The following is a 23,625-nucleotide window of genomic DNA, read 5'->3' as shown; positions in this document are numbered from 1 at the left end:
CTCGTGGCGACGCGGTGATACGGTTTGGATGCATTTCATTCGGCGGGGATGGCGATGAGTGGCATGACATCGGGCGCGCTGGCGCGGCTGGCTTTCTGGGCCAGGGGAATGATCGCAATCAGGGACGGCCGCATGGAGTGGCCGGGCTTTTCCTATACCGAAGCCGAATGGGCGCGCATGCGCGTGCTCGCCGCGCCGATCGGAGCCGGCCGCTACCAGCTGTTCACGATGGTCAATGCCGTGATCTTCATTGCCATCGCCGCGCTCGGCATCGTCTGTGTCTTCCTGCCGCTGGCAACCCTGTTGTTTCCGGTGCCGGCCGAGACCAGTGCGCTCAAATTCTCGGCTCTGCTGGCGGCCTGCGCCTTCCTCATCATTGGGCTCGGCCTGCCGATCTCGCTGCGCCTGTCCAGTGCGCTCGTGGCCTCCAGGGAAATGCGCGCCGGGCTCGTCCCTGAAGCCGGCGACGACGCACTGGCAGCAAAAGTGTCCTGGCAGATCAACCGCATCATGCTCATCATGTGCGGCCTGCTGGTTCCGGGCATCCTGCTGTTCATCGCCTATGACATCGATGCCGGTCCGATCATCACCACGCTGAAATGGCTGGCGGTCGTGCTGATGGGCGTCTCAGTTGCGGTCGGCGCGTTGCAGCAGCGCAAGCGGAGCCAATAGCGCCAGTACTTCAGCCGCCAATGCCGCGTGTGAGTGTCCGCGCGCCGAAATCTTCGGCATCGTCCCGCGCTTCGCCGATGACGCGGTCGCGGCCGGTGGACTTGGCCCTGTAGAGGCGTTCATCGGCAAGGGCGAAGAGGTCGGCAAGCGAGCCGACCGTCTCGTTGACGGTGGCAATGCCGGCGCTGACGCTGATGTCGAAGCGGTTTGCACATCCCTTGACGGCATGGCGGATGTTTTCGCCGAGCAATCTGGCGACCGGATGCGGTTGCGCGCAAAGGATGGCGAATTCCTCGCCGCCGATCCTGAAAACCTGGTCGTGCGCGCCGGCCGCCTGGGTCAACACCTGGGCGATCGATCTCAGCACCCTGTCGCCCTCGGCGTGGCCGAAGCGATCGTTGATCGATTTGAAATGGTCGACGTCGACGATCAGCAGGCTGAGCGGCTGGGCCGTGCGCAGGCTGACGGCGACCGAATTTTCGCCATCGCTGTCAAAACGTCCCCTGTGCAAAAGGCCGGTGAGGCCGTCGCGGCCTACATATTCGACCAGGGCTTCGTAGCGCTCGCGGTTGGTCAAGGTATCGAAGACGTCGGACAATCCACGCGGCGCCACAATGTGCCGCGTCTCGAACCATCTGAGATAGGCGACCAGCATGGCGCTATAGGTAAGGGCCGCGCCCATCTTGGCGAACCAGCCGCCGAAAAAGACTGCGATCGGCGCGCCGGCGACAAAATGCAGGGCGGTGAAAAATCCGGCCTGGTCGAAGGTCAGCACGCAGGCGACGCAAATCAGGATGCGGGTGAACGGCGCCTTGCGCAGATAACGTCCGAGCTTTTCGTAAAGCAGGATGATCAGGATGGCGTCGATGAAGAGCAGTGTCGTGCCCCACACCATCAGCCAGCCCATCTGGTCGATGAAACCGATATCGGAAGCTTGCCGCCGGAAAGCGCCGAAATGTCATGCAGGCGCAGGATCAGCACAAGCCCGATCATCAGGGCATTGCCAAGCAGCAGGCCATAAATGGGCTGCCGCACCGTGGCCGCGTCTTCCTTCATGTAGAGCAGAAGCAGCATCACCAGCTTGCCGGAAAACAGCACCGCCGAGCCCGGCGAGACCATGCCGAACGGCAACGCGACGTAGAAAACGCTGGCGAGATAGGTTTCCAGGAAATGCATGGCGCCCAGCGCGCAGACGAAGACGCCGAGGCCGATGCGATCCCTGAAGCGGAACAGCGTGACCATGACGCTGAAGTAGACCACAGCTTCGGCAAGGAGCAGGAAACTGTTCAGCAACGCCGTAGGCCCGATCTCTATTTTCTCGAAATCGCCGAAAGGCCAGCGATCCCACGCGATCCTGTTTTGACGCGGAAGGGTTAAAAGGAGATTTCAGCGAGCCCTGCGACCGGCGGGAAACTTAACGTGCGGTGTACGCCCGGCTTGAAATGGCAAAAGCGATTGCCGTTCGGCCCGGCATCGCCTACATAGCGCCCAACCTCCATTCAATCCGACATTTTCGGTCAACTGTCAGGGAAAGCGCGCGTGGCACGCCAGTTCATCTATCATATGGCCGGCCTCAACAAGGCCTATGGCACCAAGAAGGTGCTCGAAAACATTCATCTGTCCTTCTACCCGGACGCCAAGATCGGCATTCTCGGCCCCAACGGTTCGGGCAAGTCGACGATCCTCAAGATCATGGCTGGGCTCGACAAGGAGTGGAACGGCGAAGCCTGGCTCGCCGAAGGCGCCACCGTCGGCTATCTGGCGCAGGAGCCGGCGCTCGATGCGACCAAGACGGTGTTCGAGAACATCATGGAAGGCGTCGCCGCCAAGACCGCCATCATCGAACGCTACAACGAATTGATGATGAACTATTCCGACGAGACGGCGGACGAATCCGCCAAGCTCCAGGACGATATGGACCGGCTGAACCTGTGGGATCTCGAACAGCAGGTCGAAATGGCGATGGAAGCGCTGGGCTGCCCGCCCAAGGATGCCGACGTCACCAAGCTTTCGGGCGGTGAGCGCCGCCGCGTCGCGCTCTGCCAGCTGCTGCTGCGCCAGCCGGATCTTCTGCTGCTCGACGAACCGACCAACCATCTCGACGCCGAGACCACGGCCTGGCTGGAAAAGCATCTGCGCGCCTATCCGGGTGCTGTGATGATCATCACCCACGATCGCTACTTCCTCGACAATGTCACCGGCTGGATCCTCGAACTCGATCGCGGCCGCGGCATTCCCTATGAGGGCAACTACACCAAGTACCTCGAAGCCAAGGCCAAGCGCCTCAGGCAGGAAGGCCGCGAGGACGACGCCCGCCAGCGCGCCATCGGCCGGGAGCGCGAGTGGATCCAGTCGAGCCCCAAGGCCCGCCAGACCAAGTCCAAGGCGCGTATCCAGGCCTTCCAGGACCTCCTGGATGCAGCCGACAAGCGGCGTCCGACGGATACGCAGATCGTCATCCCGCATGGCGAGCGCCTCGGCAATGTGGTGATCGAGGTCGATGGCCTGTCGAAGGGCTTTGGCGACACGCTTTTGATCGAAGGTCTGGAATTCAAGCTGCCGCCGGGCGGCATCGTCGGCGTCATCGGCCCCAACGGCGCCGGCAAGACGACGCTGTTTCGCATGATCACCGGCCAGGAAAAGCCGGATGCCGGCACGGTCCGCGTCGGCGAGACGGTCAAACTCGGCTATGTCGACCAGAGCCGCGACGCACTCGATCCGTCAAAGACCGTCTGGGAAGAAATCTCGGGCGGCGCCGAAGTGGTCAAGCTCGGCAAGTTCGAGGCCAACACGCGCGCCTATTGCGCGTCGTTCAACTTCCGTGGCGGCGACCAGCAGCAGAAGGTCGGCAATCTCTCCGGCGGCCAGCGCAACCGTGTCCACTTGGCCAAGATGCTGAAGACCGGCGGCAATGTGCTGCTGCTCGACGAACCGACCAACGATCTCGATACCGAAACGCTGGCCGCGCTCGAAGACGCGCTGGAAAACTTCGGTGGCTGCGCCGTTATCATCTCGCACGATCGTATGTTCCTCGATCGTCTGGCGACGCACATTCTCGCCTTCGAGGGCGACAGCCATGTCGAATGGTTCGAGGGCAATTTCGAGGATTACGAGCAGGACAAGATCCGCCGGCTCGGACCCGAAGCAGTCAACCCGCACCGCATGACCTACAAGAGGCTGACGCGGTAGGGGGACAACCGGGGCGGCGAATTCTCAAGACGATATGAGGAGCTCAAATGGCTGATTGGTCCGCCGCCCAGTATCTGAAATTCGAGGATGAGCGCACGCGGCCCGCGCGCGATCTCGCCGCGCAGGTCCCGGTCGATTTTCCGCGCCGAGTCGTCGATATCGGCTGCGGGCCGGGCAACTCGACCGAGCTTTTGGTCGAGCGCTGGCCGGATGCGCAGGTCAGCGGTTTCGACACCTCGCCCGACATGATCGAGAAGGCGAGGGCGCGCCTGCCCAGCGTCAATTTCGACCTCGCCGATGCCTCGACATGGCAGCCGGCCGAGCCGGTCAACGTCATCTTCGCCAATGCGGTGTTCCAGTGGCTGCCGACCCATCCGGCTGTCTTCCAACGGCTGATGGGCTTTCTCGCGCCGGGCGGCGCGCTCGCTGTCCAGATGCCCGACAATCTGCTTGAGCCGTCGCATCAGCTGATGCGTGAGACCGCGGCCGAAATGCCGTTCACCGCCAAGATGGCGGGGGCTGCGCGCGGACCGTTGCCGCTGGTGTCGTTCTACTATGATCTGTTGTCGCCGCTCTCCGACCGGGTGGATATCTGGCATACCGCCTACAATCATCCGCTGGCCGACGCCGAGGCGATCGTCGAGTGGGTGAAGTCGACGGGGCTGAAGCCTTTCCTCGATCCGCTCGACGCCGGCGAGCGCGAGATGTTCCTCGACAGCTACACGGCCAAGATTGCCAAGGCCTATCCGAGGACCGCAAATGGCAAGGTGTTGCTGCGCTTTCCGCGCATCTTCATCGTCGCCAAGCGGGCCGGCTAGCACGGCTGAACGCCGGCCAGTGTTTGAGGCTTAAGCCGGCGTAAACCGGCGGGGTGAGAAAAGTGTTGCGTCGCGCCGCTTCGGCGCCCACATGAGAACGACAACGCCTGCGCATGGACGGACTGGATATGCATCGCGTCATCATCAGCGGCATCGGCGTTGAAATCCCTGAAGCCAAGATCACCAATGAAGAACTGGTCACCAGCTTCAATGCCTGGGTCGACACCGAGAACGCGCGCCGCGAGGTCTCCGGCGAGACGCTGCTGCAGAAATCGGACAGCGCCTTCATCGTCCACGCCTCGGGCGTCCAGACCCGGCATGTGATCGAGCGCGAAGGCATTCTCGACCCGACCCGGATGGCGCCGCGCATTCCGGCGCGGCCCGACGATGCGCTGTCGCTGCAGGCCGAGTTCGGCGTAGCGGCGGCAAAAAAGGCGATCGACCATGCCGGCCTGCAACCGTCCGACATCGATCTGGTGATCTGCTCGGCCTCGCACCAGCAGCGGCCCTATCCGGCGATCGCCATCGAAATGCAGGAGGCGCTGGGCACCAAGGGCGCCGGCTTCGACATGGGCCTCGGCTGTTCGTCCGCCGCGGCCGCCTTGCACATAGCGGTCAATCTGGTGCGGACGGGCGCGCACAAACGCGTGCTGGTGGTTACGCCGGAGATCATCACCGGCCATCTCAATTTCCGCGACCGGCAGACGCATTTCATCTTCGGCGACGCGTCCGTGGCCATGGTGGTCGAGGGTTTGGCCAAGGGCGAGAAGCGGCCGGGACGCTTCGAGGTGCTGGACACGCGCACCTGGACGCAGATGTCGAACAACATCCGCACCAATCTGGGCTACCACACTCGCACCGCCCAGGACGATCCCTATATGATCAGCCTCGAGGGCAATCTGATCAAACAGGTCGGCAACAAGGTGTTCAAGGAAGTCACCGTCGCCGGCCACAAATTCATCGTCGAGTTCCTGGCCGAACACGGGCTGACGCCGCAAGCCGTCCGGCGCTTCTGGCTGCACCAGGCCAATGCGCGGATGAATGCCATGATCCTGAAGCTGGCCTTCGGCCACGAGGTCGACCATGACCGCGCGCCGATGGTGCTGGAGCGGCTCGGCAACACAGCCGGCGCCGGCGCCATCATCGCGCTGTCGGAAAACCATGCCGACATGAAGCCCGGCGATTTCGGCGTGCTGTGCGCCTTCGGTGCCGGCTATTCGATCGGTGGCGCGCTGCTCAGGATGCTGTAGTCAGGCCGGCGTGAACGGCACCAGCATCGGCACGCGGCGGGCGTAGTCGTCATAGGCGCTGCCGAGTTCGCCGCGCAGAAAACGTTCTTCCAGCCTTGCCTTCACGACGATGCCGATGGTGAGGAAAACCGCGCCGGCGATGCCCCAGACCGTGCCTTTGGCCGCCATGGTGGCCAGGATCGCTAAAAGCAGCCCGGTGTAGATCGGGTGGCGGACCAGCCCGTAGGGGCCGGTGTCGACGACACGATGTTCGGCCTTGGCCGTCACCGAAGCCGACCAGAGACGGCCGAGATGCAGCCGTGCCCACCACGCGAACAACAGGCCAATGGCGATCAGCCCTGCGCAGATCCAGGCTTCGGCAAGCGTCGGAAACCAGAACCGCAGCCGGCCGGCATAGCCATGCGCGGGAATGAACAGCAGCACCGCGCCGATCAACCACAGGGAGCGATAGCGAAACTCCGCCTGGATGCCGGCGCGCTTTTGCGCCGGGTCGGACCAGAAGGCGGCCAGAATCCAGGACACCACCCAGATCAGCCAGAGCGATGCGATTGCCGTACCGGGACGCATGGAAGATCTCCCAGAGACTGTCTCACCATGAAGCCGGCGCAGCACGGCGGCAATGCGGCGCAATACGGAACCGGCGTCGCTTTCAGGTAAGAAGATCGTGATCCGCGCTCATGGGCCGGAGAACATCCACTGCACGCCGAAGGCATCCACCAGCATGCCGAAGCTGGTTCCCCAATACTGCTGCGCCAGCGGCACAGTGATCCGGCCGCCCGAGGCCATGCGGTCGAAAAGCTCGCGCATTTTGGCCTGGTCGTCGAACTCCAGCATCAAAGCGGAGCCTTTCATCGGCTCCGCATCGTCATTGTCGGAGGCATGAAACAGCACTCCCGGGCCTTCGAACCGGGCATGCAGGATTTTTCCCCGCATGCTTTCGGTCCGCACCGGCATGCCGTTGTCGCCCCAGCGCAGCAGGACCGTTCCCCGGCCAAGCCCGCACTTCTCGTAGAAGGCCAGTGCCGGTTCGCAATTGGTGGTGAAGAACAGCGAGGGGGAGAGCCGCATCGGGTTGTTCCTGCTCGGTGCCGCTTGCCGTATCACTGCGCCGCCGCAGTAGCGGCAGCGATGAGGGCCTCTCCAGTATATTGCCTGTCGCCGATGCCCCAGCCGCCGTCGGGTGCGTTGACGATGTTGATCCAGGTGTTTTCGGGCCTGTGACCAGGCACGCAGAGTTCGGCGACAATGCTGGCGGCAGCGGAGATGAAGGCGCTGCGGGCTTCGAGCGAGCCGAGGCCGATGTTGGGCAGTTTCAGCTCGACCATGACGACCGGCCGATTGGCGCCGCCGGCATAGATATGGTGCGGCGGCAGGATGTGGACAGTACCGCCGACGATGGCGGTAAAGAACGAATTGCCGGTGGCGCCGGAGGCTTCGATCAGGGCGGCGCTGAGACGCGGCAGGATCTCGCGCTCTCCCGCCGGGGTCAGTACGCCTTGCGGTGCAGTCACGGTGATGGGCATTTTTCTATCCTCTCCTGGCGATCGCATGGCCTTGCAGTTGCTGCTTGCCATGTTTCGTATCGATTGTTACGTTACGCGGAGAGGATGAGTCAACAGGTTTCGTATCGATCGCTATGGATAATTTGGAAAAGCCGCGCGGCGGCCGTCCGCGTGCCTTCGACCCTGACCGGGCGCTGGATGCGGCGATGCATCTGTTCTGGGAGCATGGCTATGAGGCGACGTCGCTCGCCATGCTGCGCGAAGCGATGGGGCTGACGCCGCCGCAGATCTACAACGCCTTCACCGACAAGGAGACTTTGTTCCGCAAGGCGCTTGAGCGCTACCACCAGACGGAGATCGGCTTTGCGCTGGAAGCGCTTAGCGCACCGGTGTCGACGGGGGAGGCGATCCGGCGGCTGCTGCTGGGGGCGGCGGAGGCCTATTCCAGGCCCGGCAAACCCGGCGGCTGCCTGTTCGTCAGCGGCGCGCTGGCGACGTCGCCGCAGGCGCAAGCCGTTGCCGATGAACTCAAGACCTATCGCAAGGCGAGCGAAGCGGCGATCGCCGAACGGCTGGCGCAGGGCAAGGCAAATGGCGACTTGCCGGAAGGTATTTCGGTCGAGGGCTTCGCCAAATATCTGGCCGGGACCATGAATGGCATGTCGATCCAGGCGCGTGACGGCGCTTCGGTGGAAGAGCTGCGGGCCTTGGCCGAAACCGCTCTTGCGGCTCTGCCGGTCGAGGGGCAAAAATCAAGGGCATGATTCAAAAACAGAACGCCACACCGGACTTCTTCCCGGAGCCCGAGAAGCCGGTCGAAATCATCCCGGCCAGGAAGCTTTCCGCGCGCGCGACGGCGCTCTACGTCGCGCCGTTCGATCACTTCCAGACGCGTCCGGTGGAAGAATTGCAGCTCGGCTTCGGCGGCATATCAGGCGACTTCCACGCCGGCGCTACGCGGCGCTCCGGCGGGCGCGAGCCCTGGTACCCGCGCGGCACCGAAATGCGCAACGAGCGGCAGTTGTCGATCGTGGCGGCGGACGAACTGGCGATCGTTGCTGAACGAATGGGCCTTAAGGAAATCAAGCCGGAATGGATCGGCGCCAATCTGCTGATCGAAGGCGTGCCGCATCTGTCGATGCTGCCGTCAGGCTCGCTGCTGTTCTTTAGGGGTGGCGTGACCATCAAGGTCGATGCGCAGAACGGGCCGTGCCGCCTCGCCGGGCGTTCGGTCGCCGAAAATGCCGGGATGGCCGATCACGACGCCGGCGCGCTGGCCTTCCCGAAGGCGGCGAAGCGGCTGCGCGGCCTGGTTGCCTGGGTCGAGAAACCGGGTTGTATTACGACAGGTGAAGAGATCTCGGTGCGCGTGCCGGAGCAGTGGATTTATCGGGCCTAAGGCAGGGGCTGCGCCGCCAAGGCGACGCAGCCCGATCTCAAGACGCTATCAAGCCGCCTTGCGGTTCTTCTTCGCGCCCTGCGCCTCGACGGAAACGTGGTCCCACTTTTCCCACAGCGCGATGCGGCTGGCGTATTCCTGCTTGATCATCGGCAGGCCGCCATCGCCGAAGAACACGCGCAGCGGCGGCTCGGCCGCGTCGACGAGTTCGAGCATTGCCGGTCCGGTGGCCTCGGGGTCGCCGGCGACCGAGTTGGCGCGGCGCTCGGCCATCTTGGCGCGGGCAGGGGCGTAAGCCTCGATCGGCTTGGAGACCTTAGCCGAGGCGCCGGACCAGTCGGTGGAGAAGCCACCCGGTTCGACCAGCGTGACATGGATGCCGAATTCGGCGACCTCGATATTAAGCGACTGGCTGAAGGCTTCCAGCGCCCATTTCGAGGCGTGGTAGAGGCCGAGCGAGGCAAAGGCGTTGACGCCGCCGATCGACGAGATCTGGATGATGTGGCCGGACCGCTGCGCCCGCATGATCGGCAGTGCCGCCTGGGTGACCCAGAGCGCGCCGAAGACATTGGTTTCGATCTGGTCGCGGGCTTCCTGCTCGCTGACTTCCTCGATGGCGCCGAAATGGCCATAGCCGGCATTGTTGATGACGACGTCGAGCCGCCCAAAGCGCTTGTGCGCCTCGACGATAGCGGCATCGACGGCCTTCTTGTCGGTGACGTCGAGCTTTATGGCAGCGATGTTGTCACCATATTTGGCGACGAGATCAGCAAGCGTGCCGGCATCGCGTGCGGTTGCGGCGACCCGGTCGCCACGCGCGAGCGCTGCCTCGGCCCAGACGCGGCCAAAACCTTTCGACGATCCGGTGATAAACCAAACCTTTGATGTCATGATGTGGAATCCTTGCCCATGCGGGCGTGATTTCTGGGAAAGCGGAGGCTTCTCCGCTTTCGGGCATATACTGCGCTTTCGCCGAGTTTCCAGAGGCGAGGGGGAATCTTTTTGGTCACGACGTCGTGTTGAGCAGGACGCTCGCCCGGTCAGGGATAGCGCACCGGGCTCGACCAGGTCGGGTCGTCATGCTTTTGCCAATAGAGCGCCATCAGCCGGCCGGTCACCGGCCCAACCTTGCCGTCGGCGATTGGTATGCCGTCGATCACCGTCACCGGCATGATGCCGCCGGCGGTGGAGGTAATGAAGACTTCGTCGGCCGCTTTCAATGCTGCTACGCTGACATCGGCAGGGGAGGCGGCAAGCCCTTCTTGGGTGCAGAGATCGAAGACGGTGCGCCTGGTGATGCCGGGCAGCACGCCAATGGCCGGCGTCGACAGTTGGCCCGCCTTGACGCAGAACACATTGAAGCCGGGGCCTTCGGCGACATTGCCGTTGAAGTCGAGGATCAGTGCCGTCTCGGCGCCGCGGTCATAGGCGTCGTAGAGGCCGCGCACCAGATCGAGCCAGTGGTAGTTCTTGATTGCAGGGTCGATCGAGGCCGGCGGAATGCGCACCTTGTCGCTGATGGCGACATGCAGACCGCGCCGCAACTGCTCGGCATTGGCGACCGAACCGAACGGCACCGCAAACGCCATGAAGCGGTTGATCGCCTGGCGCGGATCGCGGCTGAAGGTCGGCGAGGCGCCACGGGTGCACAGCATCTCGACATAGGCGGCGCGGTGGCCCGACAACGCCACGCAATTGTGCAGGATTTCGCTCACACCGTCGCGGTCGAACGGGATCGTCATTCGCAGCTTCTCCAGCCCGCCGAAGAAGCGATCGAGATGCAGGTCGAGCCGGAAGAAGCTGCCGTCCCAGACATGGACGGTGTCGTAGGTGGCGTCGGAATGCAGAAATCCCCAGTCCAGCACCGAGATCTTCGCCTGCGACATCGGCAGATACTGACCGTCGAGGAAGGCAATGCCGTCGGGGTAGGAATGCGGGTCGACGTGGCGGTCGGACAGGGCCGGCAATGGCGCAATACTACCGGCTGCGGCGCTTCGGTTCATGGCGATTGGTCCCTTCGGCTCAATGCGGGGATGATCAGGCTAGCGGCCTTCAGTCGACGGCATAGGGCCACCCGAGCAGCGCTGTTTGTCCTAGGTAGCACATTCGATTTGCCCTATGGTCAGCCTTGAAAATATCCGGCCGGGAGGGGGGCAACATGGGCAGATTTTTTCAGGCCATCATCTTTGCAATTTTCCTCGTCTTCGTCACCGGCGAGGCCTTTGCGCAGTGCGCGCGCGAGGGCGAGGAACTGTGCCAGAGTGGCCAGACCTATCGCTGCGAGAAGACGGGCAGCGAGCTGACGCCGATCTTCCAGACCGTGCCTTGCGTGGTCAACGCGACGGGGCTCAACGGCATCTGGACCGGCAGTGGTCATCAAAGCCCGGCCGGGGCTGCCGGCGCCGACTGGGCGATCGCCATGACCATTGGCGATGGCAGCGCGTCGATCGACTATCCGTCGCTCGGCTGCGGCGGATCGCTGACCCAGATTTCGCGGGACGACGGCTCAGCGGAATACCGCGAAAACATCACCTACGGCCAGGACAAGTGCATCGATGGCGGCGGCATCACCGTCCGGTTTTTCAAAGGGAACCTGTCCTGGACCTGGGTTGGGCAGGCGGACGGCCAGCCCTACAACGCGGTCGCCGTGCTGACCCGGCAATAGCATGTCGCTCAAAAGTGGTCCCGGTTTTGAGACAACGACATGCACAAAAACAGTCATTCCTCGTCGTCATTCGCGTCGAGAAGGCGCGTGGCGCGCCAGCGCGTCAGCACCATGTTGGTCTGCTCGATGACGAAGAACCGCGCCGAGTCGCGGTCGTACCCCTCGGCCAGCAGCTTTTCATAGTCGGTGTGGCCGTGCCTGATATGGGCAATCGTCGCCAGCCACACGGCAATGCCCGGCGGCAATGTCTTCATATGCACGGCGCCGGCCTCGGCACGGATTTTCTCCATGTCGGCATAGGGCGCCAGCGGTAAGAGCGCGGTCAGCGCCTTGGCGATGGCGCGGCGGCGGCCGGTCGGCGCGCTCATTTGTCGTCGCGCCCGGCGATTGTCGCCTCTGGGAAGGCGTCGGTCGAGGCGAAGTAGGGTTTGATATCGATGACCGGCGTGCCGTCGAGCACATCGATGGCATCGATATCGATGCGCCCGCTGCGGATGTCGACGGCGATCAGGCCGGCGACATGCAGCCCGACCGGATTCGGCCGGGCAGGCGAGCGCAGTGAGAAAACCCCTTTCGGTTCAGCCGCATGGCGCGGCTTTTGCACGATAAGAGTCCGCGGCGCGTGATGCAGCCAGGACAGGATGACGATGTGGCTGGCGCGCTCCAGGGCGAGCAGGCCGTCGCGATAGGCGGGGTCGATAAGAACCGTCGCCGCCTGTCCGGTCTCGCGGGCGGCTCGCATATTCTTCGGGCAGCTTTCCCTGGATGTCCATGGCGAAGCGATGCGGCCGATGAACACGATGTGGCCATCCGGCGGCATATTGGCCGGGTCGGCCTGCAGGAGCTTTTCGCCGTCGCGCATCTCGAACATGGCTTTCGCCTCTAGCACAGGTTTCCAGTCGATCGTGACCGAAAAGCGCTTGCCGGGCGCGAGGACCACGCGTGCGGCATTTTCTTGTCAGGAAGCGACATAGGCCTTGCCATGTCGCCAAAGCTGACATAAACATATGTTTATATCTTTTCAACGAGAATACGCCCATGCATGTCTCGCTCGATACGATGGTGGATACGTTGAAGGCGGCGGCCGAATCCAGCCGCCTGCGCATCCTGACGCTGCTGTCGCGCGGCGACCTTACGGTGTCCGATCTCACCGAGATCCTCAGCCAGTCGCAGCCGCGCGTGTCGCGCCATCTGAAGCTGCTGATGGAAGCAGGGCTGATCGGCCGCTACCAGGAGGGTTCCTGGGCATTCTTCCGGCTGTCGGATACGGATTCCGCGCGCGACTTCGTCATGGGGCTGGTGTCAGGCATTCGCGGCGCCGATCCGCAGGTCGAGCGCGACCTCGAACGGCTGGCTGCCGTCAAGCGCAAGCGCCAGGACCGTGCGGCCGAATATTTCTCCGAAAACGCCGCCAGCTGGGACCACATACGCTCGCTGCATGTGCCGGACCGGGCGGTGGAGGCAGCGCTGCTCAAGCTGGTCGGCAAGCGGCCGTTCCAGTCGATGCTCGATCTCGGCACCGGCACCGGGCGGCTGCTCGAAATCTTCTCGCCGCTCTACCGGCGCGGCGTCGGCATCGACATGTCGCGCGAGATGCTGACCGTGGCGCGCGCCAATCTCGACAAGGCCGGCATTGCCAATGCGCAGGTCCGCCAGGGCGACATCTTTGCGCCGCCGGTCGAGCGCGATGCCTTCGACCTCGTCACCATCCATCAGGTGCTGCACTATCTCGACGACCCGGCGCGCGCCATCCGAGAGGCGGCAAGGCTGCTGCGGCCTTCGGGCCGGCTGGTGATTGTCGACTTTGCGCCGCACACGCTGGAGTTCCTGCGCGATCAGCATGCGCATGTCCGGCTTGGTTTCTCCGATCGGCAGATATCGGAATGGTTTGCCGAGGCCGGGCTCGATCTCGAGGATGCCCAGGAATTCGAACCGCGCGGCGGCAACGAAGCCAGGCTCACCGTCAAGCTCTGGCTCGGCCGCGACCGCCGCCTGCTGATCGCCGAACCCTCAAATGACACTCTACCGGCCAAAGCATACCAGATTGGGGAAACCGCCTGATGAACCAGTTCCGCTTTTCCCGCCGTCCCGACATTGGCGACAAGGTCCGCGTCTCCTTCGAGTTCTTCCCGCCGAAGACGGACGAAATGGAGGCAAGGCTTTGGGACACCGTCACCAGGCTGGAGCCGCTGAAGCCGAAATTCGTTTCGGTGACCTATGGCGCCGGTGGCTCGACGCGCGAGCGCACCGCTCGCACGGTGAAGCGCATCCTCAACGAGACGACGCTGACGCCGGCCGCGCACATGACCTGCGTCGACGCTGCGCGCCATGAGGTCGACGCCGTGGTCCGCGAATTCGCCGAGATGGGTGTGAAGCGCTTCGTCGCCTTGCGCGGCGATCCGGCGGCGGGCGTCGGCACCGCCTACCGGCCGCATCCCGATGGCTATGCCAATGGCGCCGAACTGGTCGGGGCGCTGAAGGGCGCCGGCGATTTCGACATTTCGGTCTCGGCCTATCCTGAAAAGCATCCGGAAAGCCCCGACTTCGCCACCGACTTCGATATGCTGAAGCGCAAGGCCGACAATGGCGCGACGCGGGCAATCACCCAGTTCTTCTTCGACAACGATCTCTATGAGCGTTACGTCGAAAAGGCGCGCCGCGCCGGCATCTACATTCCGATCGTGCCCGGCATCCTGCCGGTGCACAATTTCACCCAGGTCGCCAATTTCTCCGCACGCTGCGGCGCGCTTGTGCCGGCATGGCTGGCCGAGCGTTTCGAAGGGCTGCACAACGACCCGCAGACGCATGCGCTGGTGGCGTCGGCCGTGGCGGCCGAGCAGGTGCTCGACCTTGTCGAGCGCGGCGTCAGCGATTTCCACTTCTACACCATGAACCGGGCCGATCTGGTGTTCGCCATCTGCCACATGATCGGCATCCGCTCGCATGAGGCGGAGGCGGCAGGATCGGCGGCGGCCTGAGTGGTTGGAAATGCAAAAGGCCGGGTAAAAACCCGGCCTCTCGAATAGCTTAGACTATTTTGGTGCTGTCTTCTTCCGCTCTGGCGGTTACGGAAGAACGCCTATGATAAGGGCGCCAATGAATGCGAATGCAGCACAGATCATCAATGCGTTGATTGGCCTCGTGAGTCCCATGTCATAGCCTCCTCTATGAAAGAGCTATGGACGGAGTCTAGGGTCATTTGTGCCACAGGCAAGCGGAAAATATGCTGCAATGCGACGCGATTGTGGAATTTGCGACCTGCCGCCTGGCGTTAGGCATTGAAACTCTTCGGCAAATGCCCGCTGCCGGGCTGTGAATAAATTGTGACGGGTCTGTGGCGGAAGCGTGGCATGGCAGCGCTACCATCCTGGAGCGCGTCGCGTTTGAGCGGATTCACGCGACGCGCTTTAGGTCTTTGTTTTTGTGCATGTCGTTCTCTCAAAACCGAGTCCACTTTTGAGCGACGTGCACTAGCGCCGACCAAACAACCGCCCGTCGATCGTCACCAGGCCGAAGGCGATCAGCGCCATGCCGCAGAACTCGAAGAGAGCGAGCCGCTCGCCCAGGAACAGTAAGCCGAGCAGGATGGCGCTGGCCGGGACGATAAGCGTGACCAGCGAAGCGTTGGTGGCGCCGGCCGAGGCGACAAGGTTGAAATAGAGGATGTAGGCGAAGGCGGTGGAGAGCAGCGCCAGCGCCAGCACCGCCGCCCAGACCGGCGGCGAGGCCGAGAACAGGCCGGCCGGGCCATAGGTGAACAGCACCACCGGGATCATGATGATGGTCGACGCCGTCAATTGTCCGGTGGCGATGACCGGCGAGGGCACGCCCTTGAAGCGGCGGGCAATCATCAGCGCAACGGCGTAGGACAGCGAGGCGCCGATCAGCGCGAACTTCGCCCAGACCGGGCCGCCAAGCCCGGCCAGCAGGCCGGGGCCGATCATGACGGCGGTGCCGGCGATGCCGAGCCCGATCCCGGCAAGCTTGTTCCACGACAGTTTTTCGTCCGATGTCAGCGCGTTGGCGAGGATCAGCGTCCAGAACGGCGTCGTTGCGTTGAGCACCGAGGCGACGCCGGCGCCGAGCGCGGTCTGGCCGGCGAAGATCAGCGAGAACGGTACGACATTGTTGGCGAGCGCCAGCAGGAAGAACAGGCCGGCATGCGGGAAGGCGAGGCGGAAGGAGGGACCGCGAATGGCGAGATAGAGCTGCAGCGCGATTGCCGCGATGGCGACGCGAAACAGCACCAGCACCAGCGGGTGCATCTCGGCAACCGCGATGCGGGCAAAGAAGAACGAGCCGCCCCAGATGGCGCCGAGCAGCAGGAGCTGGCCCCAATCCCGAAGCGTCATCGGCCCGCGTGGCACGGAAGTCGTGGCTATCGCCATGTGATTCGTCCTCCCCAAGACGGCGTGAATGCCAGTCGGTCAGGCAAAGGGCATATCGGGTTTGGCGACAAGGGCCACCCGAAACCTGATTGATGGCAAAGGCTCGATCCGACGCCAGCCGAAGCGTCAGCGCCGCGAGACACAGAATTGTTTTCTTTAGCCGCTAGCTTGGATTAATTGTGCGCAGCCGAGAAGTTAGGGGATTCGTCCATGCAGCGATTCGAGAATGCCCGCGAGGCGGCGCTGGCGCTTCGTCCGGACGACCCGGTCTACTGCTTTCGCCCGCAGGTGCTGAAGGCGGATGCCAAACAATTCATGGGCATGTTTCCTGGCAAGACCGCCTATGCGGTCAAGACCAATGGCGAGCAGATCGTGCTGAAGGCGCTGGTCGAAGCCGGCGTCACTGCCTTCGATGTGGCTTCGCCGGGCGAATTCGCTGCCGTGCGCGCGGTCTCACCCGATGCCGAGATGCTTTACATGCATCCGGTGAAGGCGCAGTCGGACATCAAGCTGGCGCTGGAGAAATACGCCATCCGCGTCATTTCGCTCGACCATGAGGACGAGATCACCAAGCTGACGCGGGTGGTACGGGCGCTCGACATCGATCCGGGCGCCATCGGCGTCTTCGTGCGCATCCAGACCAAGGGCTCGGCGGCTTATGAACTGTCGAAGAAATTCGGCGCCGGACCAGCCTATGCGGTGGAGCTTGCCGAGCGGCTCAACCGCACCGGCTACAAGGTCGGCCTGTGCTTCCATGTCGGCAGCCAGATCGAGGATCCCGACACCTATGAACGGGCATTGGCCTCGGCCGACTGGGTGCGCAACCGGCTGACTTTCGACGTTGCCGGTCTCGATGTCGGCGGCGGTTTTCCGGCCGAATATGGCCATGACCCCAACCGCAAGCAGGTCGAGATGCCGTCGCTCGGCCAGATCATGTCGCGGCTGTCCGGCGACCTCAAGGAATACCAGTTCGACCAGATGCCGCTGGTGGCCGAGCCCGGCCGGGTGATCGTGGCGCGCTGCCTGTCGCTGATCGTGCGCGTGCTGCTGCGCAAGGGCAAGCGGCTCTACATCAATGACGGCATCTGGGCGTCGCTGTCGGATTCATGGACCGGCAAGATCACGCTGCCGGCGCGTTTCATCCCCGATCCGGCGATCCGCTCGCGCAATGGCGAGGAGAAGAACATCGTGCCGTTCAAGGTCTGCGGCGCGACCTGCGATTCCGTCGACATCCTGTCCCGGCCGTTCTGGCTGCCGGAAACGGTCGATACCGGCGACTGGATCGAGATCGGCCATATCGGCGCCTATTCGCTGTCGCTCAGGACCCGCTTCAACGGCTTTTATCCCGACACCTTCGTCGAGGTGACGACGCCCTTCGACGAAGGCGACGCACCGCAGGGCTTTGCGAGTTTGGAGACGATGGCGGATTGAGGTTCTTCCTTCTCCCCTTGTGGGAGAAGGTGGCCTCGCGAAGCGAGGTCGGATGAGGGGTGTTCCAGGGAACGCCAACGCCTCATTCCGTCACGCACCCTCATCCGTCTCGGCGCTGCGCGCCGATCCACCTTCTCCCACAAGGGGAGAAGGGAAGAGGCGCTAAAGCTTCCCCAACAGCTCCGGCGTCGGCCAGCCATCAACCGGCAAGCCGAGCCGCATCTGTTCCTTGCGGATGGCTTCGCGGGTGTTGGTGCCCAGAATGCCATCGACGGTCCCAACGTCATAGCCCCGGGCTTCGAGCTTGGTCTGCAATTCCTTCATCTGGTCGCCATTGAGCCCGGTTTCGGGATTGCGCGGATCGAACTGCTTTGCACCTGCCAGCCGTGCCGCGAGATTGGCGGCGGTCAGCGCGTAGGTGAAGGACTGGTTCCATTCGAGATAGACGTCGAAATTGTCGTAGGCGAGAAAGGCCGGGCCCTTGCGGCCCATCGGCAGCGCCAGGCCGGCCTTCAGGCCGTTGTCGATCAGCGGCGTGCCGTCGGGATTGGTAACGCCCCATTGAGCCCATTGCGACAGCGGCAGCTTGTTGGTGCGGCCGGTCTGATCCCACGGCATGTCCTCGGGCACGCGCACTTCCTCGATCCAGGGCTGGTCGCGTTTCCAGCCGCGCGACATGACCTTGCTGGCCGTGGTCATGATCACGTCGGGCACGCTGCGCCTGAGGTCGACGATGCCATCGCCGTCGCCATCGACGCCGCGCGCCAGATAGTCGGAAGGCAGGATCTGCGTCTGGCCGATCTCGCCGGCCCAGGCGCCGGTGACGTCGGCCGGCACGACGCCGCGATCGATCAGCGTCAACAGCGGCACCAGTTGCGGCCGAAACAGCTGCGGGCGGCGGCAGTCATGCGACAGCGTCACCAAGGCGCTCAGCGTGTGAAAATCGCCCTGCACGGCGCCGAAATCGGTCTCCAGCCCCCAGAAGGCGGTGATGATCGGCGCCTGGACACCGAACTGCTGGTCGGCGCGGGCAAAGACGTCGGCGTATTTCTTCAGATTGGCCGCGCCCTGTTTCAGCCGGTAGGCCGAGATCATGCGGTTGGAGAACTGGATGAAGGTCTGGGCGAAGACGCCCTGGGCGCGGTCGCGCGCCAGCACCTTGTCGTCGATGTTGGCGGCTTCCAGCGCGTCGAGGCCGACGGCGCCGACGCCGGCTGCCTTGGCTTCCGCCGCCACGCCCTGTTTCCAGGCTTCGAAGTCACCGCCGCATTCCTGCGCCGCCGCCGGCATGGCCGGGGCGCTGAGCAGCAGAGCCGCGAGCAGCCCGGAGCGCAGTCGGCCCTTCGACTGTTTCCGGCGTGGATATCCCAGTGGTTGCAAGCAAGTGCGCATGGACCGTCGAAAAGCAGGCGGCAGCGCCGGTGTCAATGCGTGTTCTGCCGCAGCCACTTTTTCCAGGCGGCTTCGCTGCCGTTGAAAACGTTGATGTCGCTCTTGCCGGTCATGCCGGGAACGATGCCGGTGCCGGTGTATTGCCAGAAGGTGAAGGGGTGGCTGCCATATTTCTGGCGGGGGTGGCCGGCGACCGAGCGCAGCCAGTAGGGATAGCCGCGGAAAGTCGCGAGCTCATTGTCGTCGAAGAAGTCGACCGAGGTGTAGATGATCGGCTTCTTGCCGTAGTGCCGTTCGACGATTTCGAGAAAGGTGGTCATCTCCGCGCGCACCGTCGCCGGATCCGGGCGCAGCCGGCAGGTCGGCGATTTCGGGTTCCATTCCATGTCGAGCACCGGCGGCATGGCCGAACGGTCGACGGGCACGTTCTCAATGAACCAGCGCGCCTGGGTGGCGGCCGGCGTGCAGAAATAGAAGAAATGGTAGGCCGCACGCGGAATGCCATTGGCTTTGGTGCGGGCCCAATGCTCGTTGAAATACTCGTCGAAACGGTCGCCGCCCTCCGTTGCCTTGATGAAGGCGAAGGAGATGCCACTGGCCTTGGCTGTCGGCCAGTCGACCGACGTCTGGTACTTTGAGACATCGGTGCCGTGAACAGCGTAATTCCAGGGTGCGCCGCTATCCCATTCATGCGGCTTGGAGTCTTCGAAGCGCGGTGCGCGCACTGCAACCGTCGGGCTGCTCGAAGGCGACATCGACGGCACCAGATCGCTAGCGGTCGAGCAGGCGGCCAGCAGCGTCAACGTGATGAGGGCCACGAAACGGCGCATCGCATTTCCCGAGCCGGATTCAGCCGGTCGCTGTTGGGTTGTTGTTGCAGGTGCCCCTCAGGCGATCGCCCCACAGCATCGCCTGATTCTCTTATTCTCGATTCTCGTGCATGTCGTTGTCCCAAAACCGCCGTGCACTTTTGGGCAACATGCACCAGTGATCGCCGATCATGGTTGATAACAGGTTGACGGCGCTCGACAAGAACACCGATTTTGCCGAAGCAATGGCGGCAAATCGATGACATAAATCGAGCCGAAAACCATTCGGCGGCCAAAAAGCGGGGACGAAAAAGATGCGGATCGTCGTAAAGATCATCAAATGGCTGCTCAGTCTGGTCGTGCTGGCGGTCGCCGCATTGTTTGCCTGGCTCTACATCGCGCCGCCGGAACTGATCCGCGTCGGTTCGGGCTATTCGGCCAAGATCGTCTGCTCGAATGTCTTTATCGCCGGGCGGGACCCAGAGGAGGTGCTGGCGATCGATGTGCAGGCGCCGGGCCATCCTCTGCTCCGGCTGATGAAAGTGTCGGTCGACAAGAACAGGGGGACTGTCTCGGCCGGGCTGCTTGGCTTCCTCGGCAAGAGCGTCGCCGTCGCGCGCGACGGCTTGGGTTGCGCCTCGGTTCCCGATGGCGATGTCGGCAAGGTACGGCGCACGACCATTCCTGCCGAAGCGTCGGCGGCCGCCAAGGGCGATCTGTGGCCTGAGGGAGATCGGGTCGATGGCTCGCAGAATCCCGAGATCGGCAGGATTCTCGACGATGCGGGGATGACCGGAACCGGCATGCGGGCGGTGGTGGTGGTGAAGAATGGCCGCATCGTCGCCGAGCGTTATGGCGACGGCTTTTCGGCGAAGACGCCGCTGCTCGGCTGGTCGATGACCAAGACGGTCAATGCCGCGCTCGTCGGCACGCTGGTCAAGGATGGCAAGATGGCGGTGACCAATCAGGGTCTGTTCGCCCCGTGGAAGGCGGACGGCCGCGCCGCCATCAGCCTCGCTGACATGATGGCGATGTCGAGCGGGCTGGAATTCAACGAGGATTATGGCGACGTCGCAGATGTGACGCGCATGCTCTATCTCGAGCCTGACATGGCGGGCTTCGCCGAATCCAAGTCGCTGACCGGCGACGTGGGTAAGGTGTTTTCCTATTCGAGCGGCACGGCGGTGATGTTGTCGCGGCTGTGGCAGGATGCGATCGGCGATAAGGCGAAGGCGCTGACCTGGCCGCGGACCGCGCTGTTTGCGCCGCTGGGCATGCAGAGCGCGGTGCTCGAGACCGATGAGCAGGGCACGTTTGTCGGCTCATCCTATCTCTACGCCACCGGCCATGACTGGGCGCGCTTTGGCCAGTTCCTGCTGCAAGGGGGCGTGTGGAACGGCAATCAGATTCTGCCGGCCGGTTTCGTCGACTGGATGCGCGAGCCGGCGTCGGCTTCGAAAGTCTACGGCAAGGGCCAGTTGTGGATCGAAGCGCCGGGCGACGAAGAAAATCCCGGCGCCGGCGTCGCCGCCGGCTTGCCCAAGGACACCTACTGGATGGAGGGCCATGACGGCCAGACGGTCGCCATCATCCCGTCGGAGCAGTTGGTGGTGGTGCGGCTCGGGCTGACCCCGGCCAAGCTCGGCTACCGGCCGCAAGTGATGCTTGGCGCGTTGGTCAAGGCGCTACATTAGCTATCGGACGCCGGTCGCCGCAGAGCCTCCTCATGCGGCGGTCGGCAAAGGCCTTACGCGATCGACACGCGCCCGTTCGTCGGGCGAGTTCATGACCTGCCAAAGGTCGTTGCGGCGTTGGACGTTCAGCCAGAAATCCGGGCTGTTGCCGAACACTCGTGCCAGAATGAGCGCGGTCGCCGCCGTCACGTTGCGACGGTCGTTGCACAATTCGTTCACATGCTTGCGCTGGACCCCCATCGCCTCGGCCAAGGCCGCCTGCGTAAGGCCAAGCGGCTGCATGAATTCTTCCGCAAGGATTTCGCCAACCGTTGCAGGCTTGCGTGCGGTCATCAACATGTGTTGCCTCACATATGGCTGTGAGCGTCGAGATGGAAATGCGACGCGACCATCCTCGCTGATAGTCGGCTGCTATTATGCCTTCAAATTGCAAAATTCAGAATATCAGACTGCCGTCTTGATCACCGCCAGCCAGGCGTAGCCGCGATAAAGCGTGCGGAAACGGAAGCTTGTGCCGGTTCGCCGAGATTCCGATTCCAGGACTTCGCGTAGCGATTCACGCGGCGCGACATGGAATTTCTTGAGCCAGCCGCGCAACACGGTCCGGAACCAGCGCGGCAGGCCTTCCTGCTGGCCGAAGTCAACGACATGCAAGGAACCACCAGGCGCAAGTGCGGCGAGCGCTGCCGAAACCGTCTTTTCCCAACCAGGGATCATCGACAGCGAGTAGGACACGAAAATGCGGTCGAATTGCCCGACGCCGAACAGCGTTTTGGCATCGAAATCGGTGGCGTCGCCTCTGGCCAGCACGACGCGCCCGGAAAGGCCTTCGCGGCCAATCGCCTTGCTGGCGGTCTCCAGCATTTCGGCTGAAATATCGAGGCCGAAGAACCGCGCGTCGGGATAGCGGCGAGCGGCAAGCGCAATGTTGCGGCCAGTGCCGCAGCCGAGCTCGAGTACTGTGCCTTTCGCAGGCACATCCAGATCCGATATCATCTGGTCGCGGCCGAGCAGGTAATATTTGCGGGTCAGGTCATAGATGTGGCGCTGCCAGCGATAGACGCCGTCCATCAGTTGGGCATGGTCGGCCGGCAGCTCGCTCGTGCTCATGCGGCGCGCTTCACATAGAGGTGGAAGCCGCCATAGATGGCCGAGCGGTCGCGGGCCGAATAGTCGCGCGAAGCCTCGTCCTCGTAGGTCCACTGGTCGAGCAGCGACGTCGAGACGCGGCCGGGAAGCAGGCTGGGTTCGGCGGCGGTGCGGAAGATGACGCGGGCGCCGATCGAGGCGGTGCGGGTGATCTCCGACCACAGCGCGTTGAGCTGGTCGTCGGTCATCCAGTCCTGCGCGTCGAGCAGGATGAAGCGGTCGACGGTCCCGGCGTCCTTGCCGGCCAGGAATTCGATCAGATTGGCGTGGTGGATGCCGACGCGATCGACATTGTTGCGAATCGCCTTGTAGTTGGCCTCTTCGAGATAGGCGGGCAGGGCGGCTTCGCCCGGATTGGGATAGCGGCGGGCAAAGGCCTGCCAGGCGAAGTAGTTGTTCTTCAAGGGAAAATCGCAAGCAAGCTTCTCCAGCCGGGCCTTCAGCACGCTGGCCATCGAGCCGTCGCCCGAGGTGATCAGCGAATCGTACTGTGCCGGCGGAATGCCGAGACCGAACAGCGAGGCCTTGCGCGACGTCGCCCAGCGCAAGAGCTTCTTGTCGAAGACCGGCGCCAGCTCTTCGTTGAAGAAGCGGCGCTGGTCGGCGATGCTCTTCGACGCCATGATGCCTGCGGGGTCGACGCCGAAGAATTTGGCGGTGCGATGGCCCATGGCGATAAACAGGCCGAGCAGGCCGGTCTGGTAGAAATTGCGGTCGAAGACGGTGATGCGCCGGCGGCCGCGCCAGTTGCGGTGCTCCCAGTAATGGCGGCTGACCGGATCGAGATGCGGTGCGATGAAGCGGTCATAGGCTTCCGAATTGTGGCTGGTGTCGGCGGCGCCGAAGAAGCGGAACAGGTCGCCCTGCGAAGGCAGATGCCGCACCGCTTCCAGTTTCATACGGTTCAAGGCGATATGGGCGGCGTTGAGATCGACCGCATCGACGCGTTCAGGCGACCGGGTGAGATAGGCCAGGATATTGCAGCCACCTGAGGCGATGGTGACGACGCGGTGACCCTGGCCAAGCTGCATGGCCTCCATGTCGACTTCAGGGTCTTCCCAGATCTGCGGGTAGACGAGGCCGGAAAACAGGAGCGCAAACAGCCGTTCGGAAAGGCCGGCCTTCGACAGCGGCCGGTTCTGGTAGACAGCTTTTCCAACTTCCTTGCCACGGCGAAAGACCAGATCTGCCGAAACGTCCGTCATGGCTAATGATTCCCCATTTGCTTTGGCGCAAGCGGGTAGCGCAGCGTCATGACAGGCCAGTG

24 protein-coding genes and 1 pseudogene are annotated in these 23,625 nt (G+C 63.4%); 11 read left to right on the top strand and 14 right to left on the bottom strand.

Going from position 1 to position 23,625, the window contains the following annotated elements; genetic code table 11:
- The first annotated feature begins 54 nt into the window (after nucleotides 1-54).
- Entirely contained in the window at nucleotides 55-672 is a 618-nt protein-coding gene (locus AC1DZ8_RS22795) for a hypothetical protein (protein ID WP_477301137.1), read from the top strand.
- Between the two features lie 10 nt (nucleotides 673-682).
- Here AC1DZ8_RS22795 and AC1DZ8_RS22790 read toward each other — a convergent pair.
- A pseudogene (locus AC1DZ8_RS22790) lies at nucleotides 683-1,965 on the bottom strand (GGDEF domain-containing protein).
- Nucleotides 1,966-2,211: 246 nt separating this feature from the next.
- On the opposite strand from AC1DZ8_RS22790, the gene ettA reads away from it, so the two are divergent.
- The 3 genes from ettA to AC1DZ8_RS22775 all read left to right on the top strand — a co-directional run bounded on the left by ettA (nucleotide 2,212) and on the right by AC1DZ8_RS22775 (nucleotide 5,929).
- Complete coding sequence (gene ettA / locus AC1DZ8_RS22785) at nucleotides 2,212-3,861, top strand: energy-dependent translational throttle protein EttA (protein WP_477301139.1); 1,650 nt, start codon at nucleotides 2,212-2,214, stop codon at nucleotides 3,859-3,861.
- A gap of 47 nt (nucleotides 3,862-3,908) precedes the next feature.
- Nucleotides 3,909-4,679 carry a trans-aconitate 2-methyltransferase gene (tam, locus tag AC1DZ8_RS22780; protein WP_477301141.1) on the top strand — a complete coding sequence of 257 codons (771 nt, stop codon included), beginning with the start codon at nucleotides 3,909-3,911 and terminating at the stop codon, nucleotides 4,677-4,679.
- Between the two features lie 128 nt (nucleotides 4,680-4,807).
- Nucleotides 4,808-5,929 carry a beta-ketoacyl-ACP synthase III gene (locus AC1DZ8_RS22775; protein ID WP_477301486.1) on the top strand — a complete coding sequence of 374 codons (1,122 nt, stop codon included), beginning with the start codon at nucleotides 4,808-4,810 and terminating at the stop codon, nucleotides 5,927-5,929.
- Here AC1DZ8_RS22775 and AC1DZ8_RS22770 read toward each other — a convergent pair whose 3' ends face one another.
- The 3 genes from AC1DZ8_RS22770 to AC1DZ8_RS22760 form a co-directional block, all read right to left on the bottom strand.
- The gene (locus tag AC1DZ8_RS22770) at nucleotides 5,930-6,496 is read right to left on the bottom strand and encodes a methyltransferase family protein (RefSeq protein ID WP_477301143.1); all 567 of its coding nucleotides are present in this window, start codon (nucleotides 6,494-6,496) and stop codon (nucleotides 5,930-5,932) included.
- 108 nt (nucleotides 6,497-6,604) lie between these two features.
- Complete coding sequence (locus AC1DZ8_RS22765) at nucleotides 6,605-6,997, bottom strand: VOC family protein (protein ID WP_477301145.1); 393 nt, start codon at nucleotides 6,995-6,997, stop codon at nucleotides 6,605-6,607.
- A 32-nt stretch (nucleotides 6,998-7,029) separates the two neighbouring features.
- Nucleotides 7,030-7,452 (bottom strand): tautomerase family protein, encoded by a 423-nt coding sequence (locus tag AC1DZ8_RS22760; protein ID WP_477301147.1) that lies wholly within the window; start codon nucleotides 7,450-7,452, stop codon nucleotides 7,030-7,032.
- Between the two features lie 113 nt (nucleotides 7,453-7,565).
- On the opposite strand from AC1DZ8_RS22760, the gene AC1DZ8_RS22755 reads away from it, so the two are divergent.
- Nucleotides 7,566-8,195, top strand: coding sequence for a TetR/AcrR family transcriptional regulator (locus AC1DZ8_RS22755; protein ID WP_477301149.1), 630 nt, complete (start codon nucleotides 7,566-7,568; stop codon nucleotides 8,193-8,195).
- Nucleotides 8,192-8,830: an MOSC domain-containing protein gene (locus AC1DZ8_RS22750; protein WP_477301151.1), complete on the top strand. Its 639-nt coding sequence runs from the start codon at nucleotides 8,192-8,194 to the stop codon at nucleotides 8,828-8,830. Before AC1DZ8_RS22755 ends, AC1DZ8_RS22750 begins: the two co-directional genes overlap by 4 nt.
- A gap of 48 nt (nucleotides 8,831-8,878) precedes the next feature.
- Here AC1DZ8_RS22750 and AC1DZ8_RS22745 read toward each other — a convergent pair whose 3' ends face one another.
- Both AC1DZ8_RS22745 and AC1DZ8_RS22740 read right to left on the bottom strand, forming a co-directional pair.
- Nucleotides 8,879-9,721, bottom strand: a complete 843-nt coding sequence (locus AC1DZ8_RS22745; RefSeq protein WP_477301153.1) for an SDR family oxidoreductase — start codon at nucleotides 9,719-9,721, stop codon at nucleotides 8,879-8,881.
- 149 nt (nucleotides 9,722-9,870) lie between these two features.
- Nucleotides 9,871-10,833: a D-amino acid aminotransferase gene (locus AC1DZ8_RS22740; protein ID WP_477301155.1), complete on the bottom strand. Its 963-nt coding sequence runs from the start codon at nucleotides 10,831-10,833 to the stop codon at nucleotides 9,871-9,873.
- Between the two features lie 155 nt (nucleotides 10,834-10,988).
- Between AC1DZ8_RS22740 and AC1DZ8_RS22735 the strand changes: the two genes are divergently transcribed.
- Nucleotides 10,989-11,495 carry a hypothetical protein gene (locus AC1DZ8_RS22735; protein WP_477301157.1) on the top strand — a complete coding sequence of 169 codons (507 nt, stop codon included), beginning with the start codon at nucleotides 10,989-10,991 and terminating at the stop codon, nucleotides 11,493-11,495.
- A 53-nt stretch (nucleotides 11,496-11,548) separates the two neighbouring features.
- Here AC1DZ8_RS22735 and AC1DZ8_RS22730 read toward each other — a convergent pair whose 3' ends face one another.
- A complete protein-coding gene (locus tag AC1DZ8_RS22730) occupies nucleotides 11,549-11,863 on the bottom strand; it encodes a DUF2293 domain-containing protein (protein ID WP_477301159.1) in 315 nt (104 codons plus the stop codon).
- Entirely contained in the window at nucleotides 11,860-12,366 is a 507-nt protein-coding gene (tsaA, locus tag AC1DZ8_RS22725; protein WP_477301488.1) for a tRNA (N6-threonylcarbamoyladenosine(37)-N6)-methyltransferase TrmO, read from the bottom strand. Before tsaA ends, AC1DZ8_RS22730 begins: the two co-directional genes overlap by 4 nt.
- Nucleotides 12,367-12,533: 167 nt before the next feature.
- On the opposite strand from tsaA, the gene AC1DZ8_RS22720 reads away from it, so the two are divergent.
- Both AC1DZ8_RS22720 and metF read left to right on the top strand, forming a co-directional pair.
- Nucleotides 12,534-13,556, top strand: a complete 1,023-nt coding sequence (locus AC1DZ8_RS22720) for an ArsR/SmtB family transcription factor (RefSeq protein WP_477301161.1) — start codon at nucleotides 12,534-12,536, stop codon at nucleotides 13,554-13,556.
- The gene (gene metF / locus AC1DZ8_RS22715) at nucleotides 13,556-14,473 is read left to right on the top strand and encodes a methylenetetrahydrofolate reductase [NAD(P)H] (RefSeq protein ID WP_477280447.1); all 918 of its coding nucleotides are present in this window, start codon (nucleotides 13,556-13,558) and stop codon (nucleotides 14,471-14,473) included. The genes AC1DZ8_RS22720 and metF overlap by 1 nt, the downstream gene beginning before the upstream one ends.
- Nucleotides 14,474-14,965: 492 nt before the next feature.
- On the opposite strand, the gene AC1DZ8_RS22710 is transcribed toward metF, so the two are convergent.
- Nucleotides 14,966-15,883, bottom strand: a complete 918-nt coding sequence (locus AC1DZ8_RS22710) for a DMT family transporter (protein WP_477301163.1) — start codon at nucleotides 15,881-15,883, stop codon at nucleotides 14,966-14,968.
- 210 nt (nucleotides 15,884-16,093) lie between these two features.
- Here AC1DZ8_RS22710 and AC1DZ8_RS22705 point away from each other — a divergent pair, with 210 nt between their 5' ends.
- Nucleotides 16,094-17,314, top strand: coding sequence for an alanine racemase (locus tag AC1DZ8_RS22705; protein WP_477301165.1), 1,221 nt, complete (start codon nucleotides 16,094-16,096; stop codon nucleotides 17,312-17,314).
- Between the two features lie 162 nt (nucleotides 17,315-17,476).
- On the opposite strand, the gene AC1DZ8_RS22700 is transcribed toward AC1DZ8_RS22705, so the two are convergent.
- Complete coding sequence (locus AC1DZ8_RS22700) at nucleotides 17,477-18,604, bottom strand: lytic murein transglycosylase (RefSeq protein WP_477301490.1); 1,128 nt, start codon at nucleotides 18,602-18,604, stop codon at nucleotides 17,477-17,479.
- Between the two features lie 134 nt (nucleotides 18,605-18,738).
- A complete protein-coding gene (locus AC1DZ8_RS22695; RefSeq protein ID WP_477301167.1) occupies nucleotides 18,739-19,536 on the bottom strand; it encodes a glycoside hydrolase family 25 protein in 798 nt (265 codons plus the stop codon).
- A gap of 293 nt (nucleotides 19,537-19,829) precedes the next feature.
- Between AC1DZ8_RS22695 and AC1DZ8_RS22690 the strand changes: the two genes are divergently transcribed.
- Nucleotides 19,830-21,209: a serine hydrolase domain-containing protein gene (locus AC1DZ8_RS22690; RefSeq protein WP_477301171.1), complete on the top strand. Its 1,380-nt coding sequence runs from the start codon at nucleotides 19,830-19,832 to the stop codon at nucleotides 21,207-21,209.
- A 30-nt stretch (nucleotides 21,210-21,239) separates the two neighbouring features.
- Here AC1DZ8_RS22690 and AC1DZ8_RS22685 read toward each other — a convergent pair whose 3' ends face one another.
- The 3 genes from AC1DZ8_RS22685 to AC1DZ8_RS22675 form a co-directional block, all read right to left on the bottom strand.
- Nucleotides 21,240-21,548 (bottom strand): HigA family addiction module antitoxin, encoded by a 309-nt coding sequence (locus AC1DZ8_RS22685; RefSeq protein ID WP_477301173.1) that lies wholly within the window; start codon nucleotides 21,546-21,548, stop codon nucleotides 21,240-21,242.
- A 105-nt stretch (nucleotides 21,549-21,653) separates the two neighbouring features.
- Nucleotides 21,654-22,319 (bottom strand): class I SAM-dependent methyltransferase, encoded by a 666-nt coding sequence (locus AC1DZ8_RS22680; RefSeq protein ID WP_477301175.1) that lies wholly within the window; start codon nucleotides 22,317-22,319, stop codon nucleotides 21,654-21,656.
- Entirely contained in the window at nucleotides 22,316-23,563 is a 1,248-nt protein-coding gene (locus AC1DZ8_RS22675) for a BtaA family protein (RefSeq protein WP_477301177.1), read from the bottom strand. Before AC1DZ8_RS22675 ends, AC1DZ8_RS22680 begins: the two co-directional genes overlap by 4 nt.
- Between the last annotated feature and the right edge of the window lie 62 nt (nucleotides 23,564-23,625).

This window comes from Mesorhizobium sp. P2_F7 (assembly GCF_056403695.1).
Note: the sequence above shows the minus strand (reverse complement) of the source record. Positions and strands in the feature narration are given on the sequence as shown.